General features: G+C 26.5%; 21 protein-coding genes. 13 read left to right on the forward strand and 8 right to left on the reverse strand.

The annotated features are described in order from the left end of the window. Window positions 1-16: 16 nt before the first annotated feature. On the reverse strand, window positions 17-904 hold the full coding sequence (locus I6E15_RS02800) for a LysR family transcriptional regulator (protein ID WP_235244081.1): 888 nt from the start codon (window positions 902-904) through the stop codon (window positions 17-19). Window positions 905-1179: 275 nt separating this feature from the next. Here I6E15_RS02800 and lgt point away from each other — a divergent pair, with 275 nt between their 5' ends. Genes lgt through I6E15_RS02820 form a run of 4 tightly spaced genes read left to right on the forward strand, consistent with a single transcriptional unit; the run spans window position 1180 to window position 3337 of the window. Further along, the gene (gene lgt, locus I6E15_RS02805) at window positions 1180-2055 is read left to right on the forward strand and encodes a prolipoprotein diacylglyceryl transferase (protein ID WP_235244082.1); all 876 of its coding nucleotides are present in this window, start codon (window positions 1180-1182) and stop codon (window positions 2053-2055) included. A 55-nt stretch (window positions 2056-2110) separates the two neighbouring features. Then, a complete protein-coding gene (locus tag I6E15_RS02810; RefSeq protein ID WP_235244083.1) occupies window positions 2111-2521 on the forward strand; it encodes an META domain-containing protein in 411 nt (136 codons plus the stop codon). A gap of 21 nt (window positions 2522-2542) precedes the next feature. Continuing rightward, the gene (locus I6E15_RS02815) at window positions 2543-2980 is read left to right on the forward strand and encodes an ACT domain-containing protein (RefSeq protein WP_177161337.1); all 438 of its coding nucleotides are present in this window, start codon (window positions 2543-2545) and stop codon (window positions 2978-2980) included. A gap of 12 nt (window positions 2981-2992) precedes the next feature. Beyond that, window positions 2993-3337, forward strand: coding sequence for a hypothetical protein (locus tag I6E15_RS02820; RefSeq protein ID WP_177161338.1), 345 nt, complete (start codon window positions 2993-2995; stop codon window positions 3335-3337). Window positions 3338-3409: 72 nt separating this feature from the next. Here I6E15_RS02820 and I6E15_RS02825 read toward each other — a convergent pair whose 3' ends face one another. Together I6E15_RS02825 and I6E15_RS02830 are read right to left on the reverse strand one after the other, a co-directional pair. Further along, the gene (locus tag I6E15_RS02825; protein ID WP_235244085.1) at window positions 3410-3904 is read right to left on the reverse strand and encodes a GNAT family N-acetyltransferase; all 495 of its coding nucleotides are present in this window, start codon (window positions 3902-3904) and stop codon (window positions 3410-3412) included. A gap of 52 nt (window positions 3905-3956) precedes the next feature. Then, window positions 3957-4649, reverse strand: a complete 693-nt coding sequence (locus I6E15_RS02830) for a helix-turn-helix domain-containing protein (RefSeq protein WP_235244087.1) — start codon at window positions 4647-4649, stop codon at window positions 3957-3959. A 167-nt stretch (window positions 4650-4816) separates the two neighbouring features. Here I6E15_RS02830 and I6E15_RS02835 point away from each other — a divergent pair, with 167 nt between their 5' ends. Continuing rightward, entirely contained in the window at window positions 4817-5041 is a 225-nt protein-coding gene (locus tag I6E15_RS02835) for a hypothetical protein (protein ID WP_235244089.1), read from the forward strand. Between the two features lie 77 nt (window positions 5042-5118). Here I6E15_RS02835 and I6E15_RS02840 read toward each other — a convergent pair whose 3' ends face one another. Together I6E15_RS02840 and I6E15_RS02845 are read right to left on the reverse strand one after the other, a co-directional pair. After that, a complete protein-coding gene (locus tag I6E15_RS02840) occupies window positions 5119-6618 on the reverse strand; it encodes a cobyric acid synthase (protein WP_235244091.1) in 1500 nt (499 codons plus the stop codon). A gap of 127 nt (window positions 6619-6745) precedes the next feature. Further along, entirely contained in the window at window positions 6746-7426 is a 681-nt protein-coding gene (locus tag I6E15_RS02845; protein WP_235244093.1) for a phosphoribosylaminoimidazolesuccinocarboxamide synthase, read from the reverse strand. Between the two features lie 410 nt (window positions 7427-7836). On the opposite strand from I6E15_RS02845, the gene I6E15_RS02850 reads away from it, so the two are divergent. The 5 genes from I6E15_RS02850 (at window position 7837) to I6E15_RS02870 (ending at window position 11109) form a co-directional block, all read left to right on the forward strand. Next, window positions 7837-8775: an NAD(P)H-dependent flavin oxidoreductase gene (locus I6E15_RS02850; RefSeq protein ID WP_177162259.1), complete on the forward strand. Its 939-nt coding sequence runs from the start codon at window positions 7837-7839 to the stop codon at window positions 8773-8775. 103 nt (window positions 8776-8878) lie between these two features. Further along, entirely contained in the window at window positions 8879-9148 is a 270-nt protein-coding gene (locus tag I6E15_RS02855) for an ArsR/SmtB family transcription factor (protein WP_235244096.1), read from the forward strand. A 121-nt stretch (window positions 9149-9269) separates the two neighbouring features. Next, complete coding sequence (locus I6E15_RS02860; RefSeq protein ID WP_235244098.1) at window positions 9270-9617, forward strand: thioredoxin family protein; 348 nt, start codon at window positions 9270-9272, stop codon at window positions 9615-9617. Window positions 9618-9686: 69 nt separating this feature from the next. Next, the gene (locus tag I6E15_RS02865; RefSeq protein WP_235244100.1) at window positions 9687-10709 is read left to right on the forward strand and encodes a permease; all 1023 of its coding nucleotides are present in this window, start codon (window positions 9687-9689) and stop codon (window positions 10707-10709) included. A 13-nt stretch (window positions 10710-10722) separates the two neighbouring features. Next, window positions 10723-11109 (forward strand): arsenate reductase ArsC, encoded by a 387-nt coding sequence (locus I6E15_RS02870; RefSeq protein WP_235244102.1) that lies wholly within the window; start codon window positions 10723-10725, stop codon window positions 11107-11109. Window positions 11110-11153: 44 nt separating this feature from the next. Here I6E15_RS02870 and mgsA read toward each other — a convergent pair whose 3' ends face one another. Both mgsA and I6E15_RS02880 read right to left on the reverse strand, forming a co-directional pair. After that, window positions 11154-11540, reverse strand: a complete 387-nt coding sequence (mgsA, locus tag I6E15_RS02875) for a methylglyoxal synthase (protein ID WP_235244104.1) — start codon at window positions 11538-11540, stop codon at window positions 11154-11156. A gap of 71 nt (window positions 11541-11611) precedes the next feature. Next, window positions 11612-11890 (reverse strand): HU family DNA-binding protein, encoded by a 279-nt coding sequence (locus I6E15_RS02880; protein WP_177162256.1) that lies wholly within the window; start codon window positions 11888-11890, stop codon window positions 11612-11614. Window positions 11891-12268: 378 nt separating this feature from the next. On the opposite strand from I6E15_RS02880, the gene I6E15_RS02885 reads away from it, so the two are divergent. Next, entirely contained in the window at window positions 12269-13159 is an 891-nt protein-coding gene (locus I6E15_RS02885) for a fumarylacetoacetate hydrolase family protein (RefSeq protein WP_235244106.1), read from the forward strand. 241 nt (window positions 13160-13400) lie between these two features. On the opposite strand, the gene nagB is transcribed toward I6E15_RS02885, so the two are convergent. Then, window positions 13401-14219, reverse strand: a complete 819-nt coding sequence (gene nagB, locus I6E15_RS02890) for a glucosamine-6-phosphate deaminase (RefSeq protein ID WP_235244108.1) — start codon at window positions 14217-14219, stop codon at window positions 13401-13403. Window positions 14220-14411: 192 nt separating this feature from the next. Between nagB and I6E15_RS02895 the strand changes: the two genes are divergently transcribed. Both I6E15_RS02895 and I6E15_RS10250 read left to right on the forward strand, forming a co-directional pair. Continuing rightward, the gene (locus tag I6E15_RS02895) at window positions 14412-16073 is read left to right on the forward strand and encodes a hypothetical protein (protein ID WP_235244111.1); all 1662 of its coding nucleotides are present in this window, start codon (window positions 14412-14414) and stop codon (window positions 16071-16073) included. Next, a complete protein-coding gene (locus I6E15_RS10250; RefSeq protein WP_235244112.1) occupies window positions 16067-18166 on the forward strand; it encodes a BglG family transcription antiterminator in 2100 nt (699 codons plus the stop codon). Before I6E15_RS02895 ends, I6E15_RS10250 begins: the two co-directional genes overlap by 7 nt. Window positions 18167-18278: the final 112 nt, after the last annotated feature.

The raw sequence follows: 18278 nt of genomic DNA on the forward strand, positions 1-18278 counted from the left end.
CTTTTTAATAAAAAAATTATTTTTTTTCAATAGATGTTAAAGCAATTTTAGTAAACTCAGATATTATATATGGCTTTTGAGTTGATTTTTTATAGGCTATAAAAAATTCTCTACTGCTATAAGCATTTTTAATTTTATAATATTTTATTCCCTCTAATTTTTCAACAGAGCTTGGAACAAAACCAACCCCCATATTTTGATCAACAAGAGAGTTAACAGTTTCAAAATCTTTTGTTTCTAAGATACAATGTAAATTAAAACTTAGTGATTCACAGATTTTATCAATATTTTTTCTAGCTTTTATACCTTTCATAAGCAGTATAAAACTTTCATTTTTAAAGATAGAAAGGTCAACAATCTCATCTTTTATTTTTTGATTAAGAGGATTTGATTTTGGTACAGCTAGAAGAATATCCTCTGTGAAAAGTTTTTTATATACAATTTTTGGGTTAAAATCTAAAAATGCCGATATAACTAAATCTACTTCATCTTCTAAAAGTATTTTTTCTAAGTTATATTGAGAATCTTCGATTATTTTTATCTGAACATCTGGAAAAAGTTTATTAAATTCTGGAATAATTTTTGGGAAAAAATATCTTCCATAGAATTGATAAGCTCCTATACCAAGAGTTCTTTTTTTACAAGAGGAAAGATTTTCTAATTTTTCTTTAAAGATTTTAGTTTGAGATATTATTTTTTCACTCTCTTCCAAAAAAATCTCTCCAGCATATGTCAAAAAAACCCCTTTGCTAGTTCTTCTAAAAAGTTGTAATCCAAGTTCTTCTTCCAATTTTGTTATGGATTGACTAAGTGCTGATTGACTGACAAATAATTTTTCTGCTGCCTTTGAAAAATTATTGAATTCAGCTATACAGCAAACATATTCCATATCTTTTAATGTCATAAATCTTCCACGCCCTTTATAAGTTTTTCTTATAGTAGTATTATAAATTAATATTTCAAAAAAAGCAAATTTATTGTTATAATCTATCCATACAAAGATAGGTATTTCTAAAACATTCCTATAAGATTTTACCGTCTTGTTTCCTTAAACTTATATATGTTAAAAATAAAGCAGATTGTTAGCCCCTCTCTGTTTTATTTTTATTTATTGCAAAAATTTTTTTTACGTGATAAACTTACTTATAGATAAACAACAAAATTATAGGAGATAGAAAGATGAATCCAATATTTTTTGCTATAGGAAAAATAAAAATTACCTATTATGGAATGATGTATGCAATATCTTTTTTACTTGGAATAGAGCTTGGAAAAAAAGCTGCTAAAGATAAAGGTTTTTCTCCAGAGTTGGTGGAAAATTATGCTTTTGTGGCAATGATTTCAGGACTTTTAGGTGGAAGACTTTATTATGTTTTATTTAATTTAGATTATTATTTAAGATATCCTGCTGATATTATAGCTGTTTGGAAAGGTGGAATGGCTATTCACGGAGGAATAATCGGAGGGATAATCGGAACTTGTATCTATGGGTATATAAAAAAAATAAATCCATTGCAACTTGGAGATTTTGCAGCAGGTCCACTTATTTTAGGTCAAGGGATAGGAAGAATAGGAAATCTTATGAATGGAGAGATTTATGGAGTTCCTACTTTTACACCATATAAATATATTTTTTCATTAAAACCAAATTTTTATCAGTGGTTTAATTTTTATCAAAATTTACCACTAGAAGAAAAAATGAAATATACAGAGAAAGTGCCTTGGGGATTAGTTTTTCCACTTTCTTCACCAGCAGGGGAAGAATTTCCAAATCTTCCACTTCACCCAGCTATGCTTTATGAACTTGTTTTAAATTTTATTGGATTTATTTTTATTTGGTTTTTCTTAAGAAAAAAAGATTATCCAGTGGGAGTGGTTTGGTGTTCATATATAATAATTTATAGTCTTATAAGAATTTTTGTAAGTTTTTTTAGAGCTGAGGATTTAATGTTTATGGGTCTTAGAGCTCCTCACCTTATAAGCCTTATTATGATAATAATATCAGGAATTTTTATAATTTTTTTAAATAAAAAAGACAAAATGGCAAAAAATTAAGTCAAACACTGTATCAAGAAGAAAAATAAAACTAGATTTTTTACAAGGAGGAAGAATGAAAAAAATATTTGTAGGATTAATGTTGGTATTAGGAATGATTGGATGTACTAGTTCAAAGGTAGGAAAAACAGAATCTTTAGCTGGAAAACAATATGTTTTAGTTCAACAAGGAAAAGACTATCAAATAACTTTAAACTTTGCAGAGGATAATTTATTTGGATTTGCTGGAGTAAATCATTACTTTGGTAAATATCAATTAGATGGAAATAAACTTGTAGTAGGTAGTGCTGGTTCTACAATGATGGCAGGACCTCAAGAAGCTATGACAGCTGAACAAAACTTTTTATCACAATTAGGAAAAGCAAAAACATATGAAGTAACAGAAACTGGATTAATAATTACAACAGAAGCAGGAGAAAAATTAGAGTTTAAACTAGTTGAAGCTCCAAAACCAGCACAAAAATAGAGAATTTGGAGATGGAAAAAAATGAGTAATAAATATTTAATAGTTAGCAAGGAAATTTTACCAGATTATTTTGATAAAGTTATAGAAGCCAGAGAACTTTTAGAGCAAGGAAAAGTTAAAAATATAAGTGAGGCTGTAAAAAAAGTTGGAATTAGTAGAAGTACTTATTACAAATACAAAGATTTTGTATTTTCTCCATCAGCAGAATCTCACGGAAAAAGAGCCTTGATTTCTGTTGTATTAGAACATACTCAAGGTAGCCTTTCTAATGTTTTAAATTATATAAGTTCTATCAATGGAAATATTTTGACAATTAACCAAAATATTCCGATGAATAACTCTGCTACTGTTATTATATTTATGGAGATTCTTCATATGGCAATTTCTATTGAAGAGGCAATAGATGAGATAAATAAACTTGCAAATGTAATTAACTGTAAACTTATGTCGATTGAATAGAGGTGAAGTGAAATGAAAAAAATAGGAGTAATGTTTCTATTATTATCATCTTTAGCTCTTGCAAGAGGTGGAGAAGATATAGTAGAAGACAGAATGGAGAATCAATTAAAAGTTAGCTTATCAAAAATAATAGATTATAATGTAGATTATGATGTAGACATTTTTGATGATAAAATGAATGTGGAGATAGAGGTTGAAGGTCTGAAGGAACCAAAATTAGATTATAACAAAATAACTGATGCTGTTCTTTCTAGTGCAAAAGAAAATGCTCCCGAAGTAAAAGATATCAATATAACAGTAGTGTATGACCAACCTATTGGAGAAGATAAAATATTATTTAACAAAAGATTTATGTAAAATAAGCCCTTAGGGGCTTATTTTTTTGCATAAAAATAGAGGTTATAAAAAACCTCTATCAATAATTAATAATTAAAGTTCGGCTATCATATCATACCAAACAACTCCACCATGAGTTGATTCTGATACGCCGTAATTTTTATATCCAAAACTTTCATAAAAACCTATAAGATTTTCTTTACAAGTTAAGACCATTTTTTCTTTTCCAGATTTTTTAGATTTTTCCATAAGGGATCTCATAAGAAGAGAGGCAACCCCTTTTCTTTGATACTCTGGTAAAACATCAAGTCCAAAAACAGTTTGATTTTTTCCATTAGGATTATGTCCACCCTCTGGTTCATAAAGAGAATCTAATATAACATTAGAATCAGTAATACAACCATTTATAAATCCGATTATTTTATTATTATCACTATCGACTGCCACTAAAAAACTTTCAGGAAAAGTTTTTATTCTATATTCTAATGATTCTTTTGTAGCAGCTTCAGCTTTTGGAAAACAAATTTCTTCAATAGAAGTAACAACATCTAAATCTTCTAAAGAAACAGTTCTTATAAAAATATTCATTATTTAAAATCTCCTTACAAAATTATATGTATTTATAAATATAGATAAGTTGTTAAATATCAGATAAAACTTTTATAACTTTTCCAACTACACTTAGATTTTCTCCAGGTCCAATATAGATAGGAGAATAGTTAGGGTTATCACTTACAAGAGCCACATAATTTTTAGTTATCTTAAGTCTTTTTACATAGGCTTGTTCATCAACAAAAAATGCTCCAATTTCTCCACTTTTAACATCTAGAGTTTTTTTACAAATTATTATAGAACCATCTTTTATAGTTGGCTCCATAGAATCTCCAACTACGTTCACGGCAAAAATATTTTCATTGGAATTATCAAGTCCAGGTAGCATAATATAATCTTCTATATCATTATCTGTAAAAGCTCCAAGTCCTGCAGAAATTCTTTCAAAAAGAGGAATAGTATTATCAGAGGCTTCTGAAATATATTTAGCACTATTTTTAATATTTTCTTTTAAATCAGATTTTAATTTTTCTATTCTATCAACAATTATCTTTGGTGTTCTCTCAATAGCTGCCAGATATAACATATGCTCTTTTTCTTCTGGTGTAAGGTTAAGAGAATCAGCTATTCTATAAAGAACCTCTTCACTAGGTGGATTTTTTACTTCACCTCTCTCAATAGAGTTAAAATAAGATTGAGTTATATTTATCATCTTAGCAAATTTATTTTGACTTATTCCCAAAGCTTCTCTTTTTTCTTTTAAATATTGTGTAAAAGTCAAGGCAAGTACCTCCTTTTTAATATATATTTTCTTATAAATAATTATACTATATTTTAAAATAGATTGCAACAAAATAAAAAAACTATTGACAAAAATAGTTAGTTAATATATAATTATGTTATAGATGATTATAGATATATATTTAACATAAAAAAGGGGGAGTTTTTATGAAAATACTTATAAAAAATAAAAAATGGAATATTTTTTTAGGAGATACATTATTAGTGTGTGATGTTAATCAAAAAGAGGGAGTATTTTTTATAAAATTTGAATACGGGAATAAAATAGTTAATATAAAAAGTAAAAATATAGATAATACTTTAAAGAATTTAGAAGATATGTTTGTAGAATTAGAAGTTAAAAAATCTCTTAGAAAGAAAATCGCAGGATAAAGATAAAATGAAAATAGTTTTTAATATAGAAATAGGCTGAAAGGGTTATTGTAAAGATTAGCAATAACCCTTTTAAATTATTTTAAAATTTTATAGATTTTTTTCATATCAAGATTAGTTTTCATAAGTTTAGCTAGTTTTTTTAACTCTGTTTCTTGATAGGTGTCCATATTCACATAATCCAAAATTGGTGGAAGTCCTTTTCTTTCTCTTAATTTATTAAGAAATTTTCTTGTAAATTTAGAGGAATTAAAAAGTCCGTGGATATAAGTTCCAATAATATTATCTTTACAGATAAGAGCAAAATCATCTTCTCCAGTTACAGAATATTTAGAGTCCTCTCCAGTTGTAAGTCCTTGGTGAATTTCACAACCACTGACAGTTATTCCATCAAATCCCTCCAAAAATCCTGTACAGTTAGTAAGAGTTTTAGTAACTTGTTTAGTGTATTTTTTTTCTTTCATATTTGTTGACATATTAAGAACACCTAAAGTTTCAGCTTTCAAGAAACTACTTTCCACTTGTTTTAAATCTTTTATAGATTTTCCAAGCATCTGGAATCCACTGTGAATACCAAGTACAAGAGTACCTTTCTTGATATATTCCAAAACTCCTTGAGTGATTTTTCTAGCCTCAATAAGAGTATAGTCATATATTGCATTTTTACTTCCAGGAAGAATTATAAGATCAAAATCTCCAGTAAGTTGTTCTTTTGAAGAAATATATACCAGATTAACATCTTCATAAACAAGTAGTGATGTAAAATCTGTTGAGTTTGATAATTTTTCAAAATTTATAACAGCGATATTTAGATCTTTTTTAGATTTTTCATCTTTTGGAGAAAAATTATAGCTATCTTCATTTTCTAATTTTAGATCAATATACGGTAAAACTCCAAGACAAGGAACTTTCAAATTTTGCTTTGCAAGTTTTTCCTCTAAAAGTTTTATACCCTCATCAAGTAAAGCTCTATCTCCTCTAAATTTATTTATAATATAACCTTTGATACGATCTCTATCAGGTTTATCTAAGATCATAAGAGTTCCATAGATAGAGGCAAAAACTCCACCTCTTTCAATATCGGCGATTAAAATTACATTTGAATCAGCAATCTCAGCCATTCCCATATTAACAATATCATTTTTTCTAAAATTAATTTCAGCTGGACTTCCAGCTCCCTCAATGACACCAATTTCAAAATTTTCTTTTAATATATTATAATTTCTAGTTACAATTTTTTTAAAAAGCTCAAAATTTTCATAATATTCTTTAGCCTGCATATTTTTAAAAGGGATTCCTTCTAAAATTACTTGAGAGGAATTATCATCTCCTGTAGGCTTAAGAAGAATAGGGTTCATAAAGGCTTTAGGGGTTGTATTAGCCCCTTCTGCTTGTATCACTTGAGCTCTACTCATCTCTTTTCCATCTTCGTCTACAAATGAGTTTAGAGCCATATTTTGAGATTTAAAAGGTGCAACTTTATATCCATCTTGAGAAAAAACTCTACAAAGCCCAGCGGTTAAAACAGATTTTCCCACAGAAGAGCCAGTACCTTGTAACATAATTTTTTTGTGCATATTATCCTACCTCTTGTATTTTGTTTATCAATTATAGTATATTATAAAATCTCAAAAAAAGAAATAGTTTTATTTAAAATAAAAAAAGCTGTACAAAAATTAATTTGTACAGCTAAAACTTTTAATATTATGCAAAGAACATTTCAGTTAAATCCATAGGATTAACTATTACACCGTCTTTGTAAACACGCATATTTCCAGATGCGATTTCATCTATTAAGATAACTTCTCCGTTGTTATCAATTCCAAATTCAAATTTTATGTCGTAAAGATCTAAACCTTTTTTAGCTAATTCATCTTTAACTATTGTAGATATTTTTTGAGTTCTATCTTTCATAGAATCATATTGCTCAGCAGTCATAACACCTAATACTACTAAACCATCTTTAGTTACTAATGGATCACCAAGGGCGTCATTTTTAAATGTAGTTTCTACATATGCAGGAAGATCTTGAGCTTCTTTAGCATATTCGTTATAACGACGGTAAAAGCTTCCAACAGCTTTGAAACGGCAAATTACTTCTAATCCTTTTCCAAATGGTTTAGCTGGTACTACTTCCATAGTTCCTTTATCTAAGTCAGCTGAAATATAGTGAGTTTTTACTCCAGCGTTGTTAAGAATTTCAAAGAAATATTCAGACATTTTTAAGTTAGCTTTTCCAATACCTTCAATTGTTAAACCAACAGCATTTTCACCTGGATCGAATACTCCATCTTTACCAGTACAATCATCTTTGAATTCTAATAAGAAGTTTCCATTTTCTAATTTGTAAACATTCTTTGTTTTTCCTTGATAAACTTTTTCCATTTTTTCCTCCATATATTTAATATAAAATTAGTGGCGAATCTTAAATAAAACCTTTGGAAAATCACATTTTTCTATATCTTTTAAGTTTTCCAAAAAAACTATATGCTGTATTATATCACTTTTTATTTTTTTTTCAAATTTTTTCTTTAAAAATTTTAAAAAATATAAATCTTTACTTTTTTTAGGTAAAAAAATGAGCAATATTTAATATTTAAGAAAAACTCCTTAAAATAAAACTTATGTTATTTAATAATTTTTTTAAAGATTTTTTATAGAACTTAGAATTAATAAGGATAATAGCTATTTAAAAATCTATTGTTTTATTATTTTAGAAATTTTGTTTTATCTTTTAAAATAAAGTAACATATGTTATAATACTTCTGTTATTAAAAAATGAGGGAGGAATTATTTTGATAAATATAAATGGTTTAGAGATAGAAGTACCTATTATACAAGGTGGAATGGCAATTAGATGTTCTATGTCAAAGCTAGCTTCTGCAGTTGCTAATGAGGGGGGAATCGGAGTAATAGCAGGTTCAGCTCTTCCTCTTGAAGAATTAAGAGAAGAAATAAGAAAAGCTAGAAAAATGATAACAAATAAAAAAGGAGCCTTAGGAGTAAATATAATGTTTGCTGTATCATCTTTTGCTGAGGCAGTAAAAACTTGTATAGAAGAAAAAGTAGATGTTATAATCTGTGGTGCAGGATTTTCGAGAGATGTATTTTCAATGGTAAAAGGAACAGGAATAAAATTATTTCCTATAGTTTCATCTTTAAAACTTGCTAAAATTTCTGAAAAACTTGGAGCAGATGCTATAATAGTTGAGGGAGGAAATGCTGGGGGGCATTTAGGAACTGAACTAGATTCATGGGATATTATGGAAGAGATAACTAAAAATGTTTCATTGCCAGTTTTTGGAGCAGGTGGAGTAATAACTCCAGAAGATGGAGCTAGAATGTTATCACTTGGGACTGTAGGAGTTCAAATGGGAACTCGTTTTGTGGCCACTAATGAGTGTGATGTTGATGAATCTTTTAAAAAGATGTACGTGGACACTCAAAAAGGTGATGTTATAAAAATAATGAGTTCAGTTGGATTGCCAGCTAATGCTATAAAATCTAAATGCTCTGAAAAAATATTAGAAGATACAATAGAAAGACCAAAAACTTGTTCAGGTTGTTTAAAACATTGTAAGAGAAATTTCTGTGTAAGTCAAAGATTAATCTCTGGGCATAGTGGGGATTTAGAAAATGGATTATTTTTCGCAGGAAGAGATGTTTGGAAAATAAAGGAGATTTTATCAGTTCATCAAATTTTTGAAAATTTTAAAGGAATTTTTAATAAATAATTAAAATTTAAACTGTCAATATTATTTGGCAGTTTTTTTTAAAAAACATATTGACAAGTATCGAAGTGTAAGATATAATTATTTTATAAACGGAGGATAAGTTATGGATAAAAATATGAGAAATGCTAAAATTTTTAAAGCTTTTTGTGATTCTAATAGACTTAGAATAATAGAGTTTTTGAAAAATGGAGAAGAGTGTGCTTGCAAACTTCTTGAACAATTAGATATAGAACAATCAACATTATCTCATCATATGAGAATACTTTGTGATTCAGAGATTGTTAAAGGTAGAAAATATGGAAAATGGATTCATTATTCATTAAATAAAGAAAAATTAGAGGAGATAAAAAAAATCATAGGAGATATGATGTAATTTTTTTAGACAATACATTGATATATATAAATATATCAATGAGAAAGGGAGTGGTAAAAATGAGAAATTTTAATTAATAATTAAAAATATATAAGAATAAGAAAATTAGGAGGAAAAGAGAATGGGAATATTTGATAAAATATTTGGAGAGAAAAAATGTAGCTGTTCTTGCGAGAAAAAAACAGAAAAATTAGTAGAGGAAAATATTTTAGAAAAAGACGAGTTAGAGATTAGAGTTTTAGATTCAGGTTGTAAATGTTGTCAAAACTTGGAGAAAAATACATTGGAAGCTACCAAAGAACTAGGAATAAAAACTAAAGTAAAACATATTACAGATTTTTCAGAAATTGCTAAATATGGAATAATGTCTACTCCAGGACTATGGATAGATGGAAAAGTAGTTTCATATGGTAAAGTTTTATCAAAAGATGAAATAAAAATAATTTTAAAAAAAATAACAGAAAAGTAAGAATGCTCCAAAAAGGAGTTTTTATTAAAAATAATACATAGATAATTATCAATGTGAGGGAGAAGAAATATGAATTTTTTATTTTCAATATTGGAATTTATACAAAATCAAATCTTGGGGATGAAATGGTTAAATTTATTGGTGGGAAATATATTAGAAAAATTAGGACTACATAGAACGAGCAATTTATTTAGTGGAGTGCAATTTTTCTTTTATGATACTATAAAAATAACTATATTACTTTGTACTTTAATATTTTTTATTAGCTATATTCAAAGTTACTTTCCACCTGAAAAAAGTAAAAAAATCTTGGGAAAATTTCATGGAATAAATGCTAACATAATAGGGGCACTTCTTGGAACAGTTACTCCATTTTGTTCTTGTTCGTCAATTCCATTATTCATAGGATTTACTTCAGCAGGACTTCCTTTAGGAGTGACTTTTTCTTTTCTAATATCCTCTCCTATGGTAGATTTAGGTTCTCTTTTATTATTGATAGGGATATTTGGAAGCAAAGTGGCTCTTTTATATGTTGCATTAGGATTAATAATAGCTGTAATTGGTGGAACTGTAATAGAAAAATTAAATTTAGAAAATGAAATAGAAGATTTTATACTAAAAGCTAAAGTATCTGAAAATATAGATTTAGATATTCCACAATTAAAGGTAAAAGACAGAATTTTATATGCTAAAAGTCAGACATTTGAAACTTTTAGAAAAGTTTTCCCCTATATATTAATCGGTGTTGGAATAGGAGCATTTATTCATAACTGGATTCCTGAAAACTGGATAATAAATATATTAGGAGGTAAAAATCCATTTGGTGTTGTACTTGCTACTTTATTAGGAGTTCCTATTTATGCTGATATATTTGGTACAATCCCTATAGCTGAAGCGTTACTTTTTAAAGGAGCAAATTTGGGAAGTATTTTAGCTTTTATGATGGCTGTTACAACTTTATCTTTGCCTTCTTTAATAATGCTTAGAAAAGCAATAAAACCAAAATTATTAAAAATATTTGTATTTATCTGTATTATTGGTATAATAATCGTGGGATATATATTTAATATTTTTCAACATATTATAGTATAAAAAGGAGAGAAAATTGAAAAAAGTTGCTTTTATATGTGTACATAACTCTTGTAGAAGTCAGATAGCAGAGGCTTTAGGAAAATATTATGGAAAGGATATTTTTGAAAGTTACAGTGCTGGTACAGAAACAAAACCACAAATTAATCAAGATGCAGTGAGACTTATGAAAAAAATCTATGGAATAAATATGGAAGAAAGTCAAAAGTCAAAACTTTTAGAGAATATTCCAACTGTAGATATAGTTATAACTATGGGATGTAATGTAAATTGTCCAAATCTTCCTTGTGAATGGCGTGAGGATTGGGGATTAGAAGACCCAAGTGGGAAATCTGATGAGGAATTTATAAAAGTAATAAAAGAGATAGATTTAAAAATAAAAGAATTAATAGAGAGGATTTAAAATAAAAAATGGAGCTGTTGCAAAATGCAATAACTCCTATTTTTCTATAAAGTATTGGCTTCTTCTTTTAAACCAACGATTAGAAGTTCGGCTGTTCTTGCGTTAGTGGCAACAGGAACTTTATGAACGTCACAAAGACGAATAAGAGCTTGAACATCTGGTTCATGTGGCATAGCAGAAAGTGGATCTCTAAAGAAAAATACAGCTAGTATTTTATCAGAAGCAATATCAGCACCTATTTGTTGGTCTCCACCAAGAGGACCAGAAAGGTATCTAGTAACATCTAAATCAGTAGCTTGAACAATTCTACCTCCAGTAGTACCAGTTCCCACTAAATCATAGTTAGCAAAAAAATCTTTATGCTTTTTTACAAAATCAACTAATTCATCTTTTTTCTTATCGTGGGCGATAAGAGCAATTCTTTTTTTCAAAATAATACCTCCAAAATAACGGATATGATTTTTAAAAATAGCTATCAAATTATGATAGCTATTTAAAAATACTATTTATTTAATTTGTCGTTTAAAGATTTTCCAGCTTTGAATTTAACAACTTTTTTTGCAGGTATTTCCATTTCTTCACCAGTTTGAGGGTTTCTTCCAGTTCTTGCTGATCTTTCTCCAACACAGAATTTACCAAAACCTAAGAAAGAAATTTCATCTCCAGCTAGAACCACTTCTTCGATACATTCTAAGAAAGCAGCGATTTTTCTTTCAGCTTCAGCTTTTGATGCAAATTCACCTTTAACATAATATTTTTCAACAAAGTCTTTTTTTAGCATATTTATTCCCTCCTTGATATATATAAAACTCTTAACAGTAATATATCATATTTTTATATAATATTAAATAAAAATTTAAAAAAAATTCTATTTTTTTTGCTATAAAAAATAGAAATGAGATATAATTCCTTTAAAATAAAGGATTAAGAAAACAAAAACAAAAAAACGAATAACAAAAATAAAAATAATAATTATTTTATTAAGAATAGTAATTTTAGAGAAAAGCCTTTATTTAAAAGGGTAGGATTGATTTTTGAAATATTTTTTTCGGTTTTAGTCATAAAAATATTATTAAAATAAGATAATTTTTTTGATATTTCGCAAAAGTTGTATTATAATATAAATAGAGATTTTTTTATTCAAAAAGGAAGTGATGCAATGAGATTTTTAAGATTTACTCCTAAAGGTACAACAGAAGAGTTAATTGGTATTCTTTCAAAAGATGAAAAAAAGGTTTTTGATTTAAATTTCTTTGAATTAGGTAAGATGTATTCATCTATTCAAGAGATAATAGAGCATTTTAATGATGTTGAATTAAAAGAGATAAAAAATTTATTAGCTGGTGAATTAGACGGTCTTGGAAAATATGATATAGAAGATGTAAAGATTTTACCTCCATTAAAAAGAACAATTCATGATATTATCTGTGCTGGTTTTAACTATGCTGATCATTTAAAAGAGATAAAAAAAGATAGTTCTAATAAGGTTGTAAACAGTGTATATTTTTCTAAAAGATCTACTAAGATGATAGGACAAGATGGAGAGATAGATGGACATTTAGATTTAGATCCAGCTCTTGATTATGAAGTAGAGCTTGCTGTTATAATCGGTAAAGAGGGAACAAATATAGATCCAGAAGATGTTGAAAAATATATTTTTGGTTATACAATTATGAATGATATATCAGCTAGAGGAATTCAAGGTAAACATCGTCAATGGTATAAAGGAAAAAGTTTAGATACTTTTACATCTTTAGGACCAGTTATAGTTACAAAAGATGAGTTACCTCTTCCACTTAATTTAGATATTGAAAGTATTTTAAATGGTGAAACAAGACAAAAATCAAATACAAAACTTATGATAAGAGGTATCAAAGAATTAATTTCTGAAATCTCTCAAGGAATTACATTAGAACCAGGAGATATTATTGCCACAGGAACTTGTTCTGGTGTAGGTGTAGGATTTGATCCACCTAGATATATGAAATCTGGAGATATAATCGAATGTAAAATTGAGAAGATAGGAACTTTAAGAAATAAAGTTAAATAGAAAAATAAAAAGGGTATTATGAACTAGAGCTTTAAAACTATTAGTTTATAATCCCTTTTTCTATTGTAAAAATTTATATAAAAAAGTAGAACCGTCATTTGACGATTCTACTTGGTGGGAAAATAAATTATAAAAAAAGTAACAAATAAAAGATATTGTTTGAAGATAACAAAAGAATAATTGTATGTGATTTTGTATAATTTAAAATGACTTGTATTTGTTAAAGTGAGCTAAAAGTTTTTTACTTATAAAATTTATTTATTAAGTCTAAAGAATTTAAATTATCTTTTTCAATATCTTTGAAGTATCTGTAAGTAGAAACTTTAATTTCCCCACAAGCACTTTCATCAGCAACAATAATTCCTTTTCTGTGTAGTTGTAAAGCTGAAACAGTACACATATGGTTAACTCCTTCTTCAATAGCTTTGTGAAGAGCTAAAGCTTTGCTACTAGAATCTACCATAACTAAAACTTCTTCTGCTTCAAGAACAGTTTGAACTCCAACAGTAAGAGCATTTTTTGGTACTTTATTTATATCGTTATCGAAAAATCTTGAGTTAGCAATTATAGTTTCTGTTGTAAGACTTTTTACTCTAGTTCTAGAACTTAAAGATGAACCTGGTTCGTTAAAAGCAAGATGTCCATCAGAACCAATTCCTCCAACAAAAAGTTTAATTCCTCCTAGAGCTTTAATTCTTTTTTCATAGTTAGCACATTCTTCTTCTAAATTTTCAGCTAAACCATTTAATATATTTACATTTTCTTTTTTTATGTCAACGTGCTTGAAGAAAGTTTCGTACATATAAGTATGATAACTTTGAGGATCGTTTTCTCCTAATCCAACATACTCGTCCATATTAAAAGTGATAACATTTTCAAATGAGATTACTTTATCTTGGTATAATTTAATAAGTCTTTTATACATATCAGTAGGTGTACTTCCAGTAGGTAGACCAAGAACAAAAGGTCTTTCTTTAGTTGGTTTAAATTCTAATATTTTTTTTGCCACATAGTAAGCAGCCCAATCTCCAATTTTTCCCTCAGGAATAATAACTCTCATAAAATCCTCCTAAAAATTATTTTATTAATTGTATGGATATATGTTACATTTTTTCTGTTGAAACTTCAAAGTTAATCTTTTTCCCTTTTTTTTGAAAAAAATAATTTGAACTAATTGATAAAAGTGTAGTAAAATAATACTAAATATATTTATATAGTGAAAAAAACAAAAAATAAAAATAGCGGTGATGTAATGAAAGAAAAACTTTATAAATTAACTAATTTTCTTCAAATAATAATAACAAAAAATATGAGTTTTTTTATAGCTTTAGGAATTTTTAGAATATTAAATTTAAAATGGGAGAAATCTTTTGAGATAGTGGAACTTTTAGTAAAATATATTATTCCTATAACCATTGCTTATACAACGGGAAATCTAATAGAAAAAAAATATGGGTCAATTACAAGTGTATTAGCTAGTGTTATATATTTGGTTAGTTTTCAAAATAATAATATCTTAACTATAATTTTACTTTCGACTTTTTCAAGCTTGATGATAAAAAAAATAAAAAGTAGATTAATCTTAAAATATTTTCCCAGCTTGGAGATGTTAGGAGTTAATATTTTTATTCCAATAATAGCAATTATAAGTGGAGTTTCTATGAGTATCATTAATAAAAATATAGGAGAGGAGTTTGGAAAAATAATAAACTTGATATTAGAAATGGGTGAAAATGCTTGGTTTATTTTTTTTATTACGCCAATAATAGAGGTTTCAAAAGTATTTTTTTTAAATAATATAGTAAATCGTGGAGTATTGTTTTTCTTGGGGTATGAAGAGATGTTACAAAAGGGGAGTTCTTTATTTTTTTTACTTGAAACAAATCCAGGTCCTGGTCTCGGAATTTTACTTTCATATTATTGTTTTGAAAAAAATAAAAAACAGATGTTAAATACTGTAACTTTAGAGTTTTTTGGTGGAATTCATGAATTTTATTTTTCATATGTTATAAAAAATTTAAAATTATTATTTCCATTGGTAATTGGTGGAATCGTAGGAAATTTATTTTTTTATATTTTTGGAGTAGCTCTTTATGGGCTGCCTTCTCCTGGAAGTATTATTCTAATCTCACTTTTTTCAAATTCAAAATTTATATTTTTAATATTAGGGATATTTTTATCAATAGTTGTTACTTTTTTTGGAGCATACTTAATATTAAAAAATGAAAATACAGATTTTAAAGAAAATATAAAGAAAATAAACAAAATTTATTTGAAAAAAGATATAAAAAAAATAGGAATTGTGTGTATTAGTGGTGCTGGAACAAGTACAATCGGAAGGAATTTTTTAGCTAATGAGTTAGAAAAAAATGGGTATGGAGATATAAGAATAGAAAATTATAGTTCAGAAGAGGTTGAAAATGATGTTGATATTATAATAACCCATAAAAACTTGAAAAATAGTGTTGAGAAAATATATAAAGATAAAGATATAATAGTTTTGGAAAACTATTTGGATAAAGAGTTTTATAAAGAGTTTATAAAAAATTATTTGAGAGAAAATAAAAATCAGAAAAGACAGGATATTATAATAGAGGTAAATCAGAAAGACATTTCATTGTCAAAGGAAGATGAGGAAAAACTTTTAATAATAAATGAGAAAATAGGAATAGTAGAGAAAGAAAATGATAAAATTTTAATAAAACACTATCCATATGGAGTGAATATTCAAGAGAATGAACTATTTATGGTTGTATATCTACCTAAAAATTTTAAAGAAAGTAGTGAGATAGCGGAAAAAATAAATTCTTTAACAAATAAAGAGATAGAAAATCTCGAAATTATAGATGATGAAAAAGAGATAGTAGAGTTACTTGAATTAGAAAAAATTTTGGAGGTGAAGAAAGAGTGTTAAATAAAAGATGTATTGAAATTATTGAAGAGTTAAGAAAAAATAATTATACTATTTTTATTAAGGAAATGGCAGAAAAATTCGGTGTAACAGAGAGAAGTATCAGATACGATATAGAAAATATAAATTATTATTTTAGCAAATTTAACTTAAATGAAATAGAAAAACAATCAAAAGGGATTTATACATTAGAAGAAGAGGATAAGAAAATAGAAGAACTATTGAAAAATATGTCTCAAAGATTTTATGTTTTTACCAGTTACGAAAGAAAAGAATTTATAGAGGAGAAGTTTTTATTTTTTGAAGAAAATAGACTTATAGATTTAGCTGAAACTTTAGATATAAGTATGAGTACAATAAAAATAGATCTGAAAGAGGTAAAAATATTTTTTATAGAAAATGGATTAAACTTAAATTTTTATTCGAAACAGGGAATTTTATTAGAGGGGAATGAGGAAAAAATAAGAATGTTACAACTTAGGTTTTTGAATAAATATTTAGAAATAAATAGTGAAAATATATTATCCCTGAAAAAGAAAGAAACAAAAACCTATTTGGACGATATTATATATGAAGATTTAAAAGAAATATTTGAAAAAATAAACTTAAAAAATATTTATCGTTTTGTAAAAAGAATAGAGAAAAAATTAGATGCAACTATATCTGATGAAGCTTTTACGATTTTAAGATTTTATATAGTTATTATGTTAAATAGAATAAAAAATAATAAAATAATTCTTCAAAGAGAAATGAATAAAAAATTTTTAATGGAAACAAAAGAATTTGAAATAATTAATAAAGAAAAAGAATTTTTGGAAGAACAATCCAAAATTAAGATAGAAGAAAATGAAGTTCTTTTATTAACAGAGTTATTTTTGGGGTCTCATTCGTATAATTTTAACTCATCGTTCTTTGAAAACTGGATAGAGTTGGAGATTTTAGTCAATAAACTTATAAAAGATGTTAGTGATATTTTAAATATAAATCTTACTCAGGATAAAGCTTTGATAGACGGACTTTTAAATCATTTAAAACCAGCTTACTATAGAATTAGAAATAATATTAAATTTGAAAATAAAATTTATGAAGATGTAAAACTTTTATATGAAGAACTTTATGAAAAAGTAAAAATAGTAAGTAAAAAATATTTAGAGAAATATATAGGAAAAGATATACCTGAAGAGGAAATAGCTTTTTTAACAATTCATTTTAAGACAGCTATAGATAGAAAAGTCAATTCCCAAAGAAAAACTAAAAATATAATAATAGTTTGTGGATTGGGATATGGTAGTTCAAAACTTATAGCTCAAAAACTTTTGGAGAAGTATGATGTAAATATTATTGCTACTCTTCCATATCATAAGTTTTTAGAAATAGAAGATTATGAAGATATAGATTTTATAATCACCACTTTGGAAATAGAAGATAAACTTGAATATACTTTTCCGATAATAAAAGTTCATCCAATTTTAACAAAAGAGGATAAAATTTTATTAGAAAGTTATGGTTTGAGTGAAAACCAAAGAAAAATCTCTCTAAATCAGTTGATGAATATAATAAAAGAAGAAACAAATATATTAAACGAAAAAGAACTAATAAAAAAATTAAAAAATATTCTAAAATATAAATATATAGATGATATTGAAAAACAAAAAATATACTCTCTTTCAGAATTACTACCGTTAGAAAATATAAAAGTAATTGATAAAGTAAAGGATTGGAAAGAAGCGATAAAAGTTTCTAGTATGCCTTTACAAATTGGAAATTATATAAAAGATGAATATATAGATGAGATGATAAAAAATGTAGAACAAAATGGAAGTTACATGGTTGTAAATGATGTAGTTGCCCTTCCTCATGCAAGAACAAATGGACTTGTAAATAAAACTGGAATGAGCCTCTTAGTTTTAAAAGATGAAGTTACTTTTCCAGGAGAAAAAAGAGTGAAAATTCTTTTAACTTTTTCAAGTTATGATCAAAAAGAGCATATTGACGCTTTAAGTAAATTTGTAACTATTTTGGAAGAGGGAGATTTTATAAATAAAATAAAAAAATTAGGTGATGTAGAAATAAAAAGAATTATAGATAATGAATAAAAATTGAATATTAATCAAAGACCAGGAATTTACCAAAGACCAGTAAATTTACTGGTCTTTTTTTGATAATTTTTTTCCAAAATATAAGAAAAAAAATATTTCCATTTTTAGA

It is taken from the genome of Fusobacterium perfoetens, from assembly GCF_021531475.1.
Classification (GTDB): Bacteria; Fusobacteriota; Fusobacteriia; order Fusobacteriales; family Fusobacteriaceae; genus Fusobacterium_B.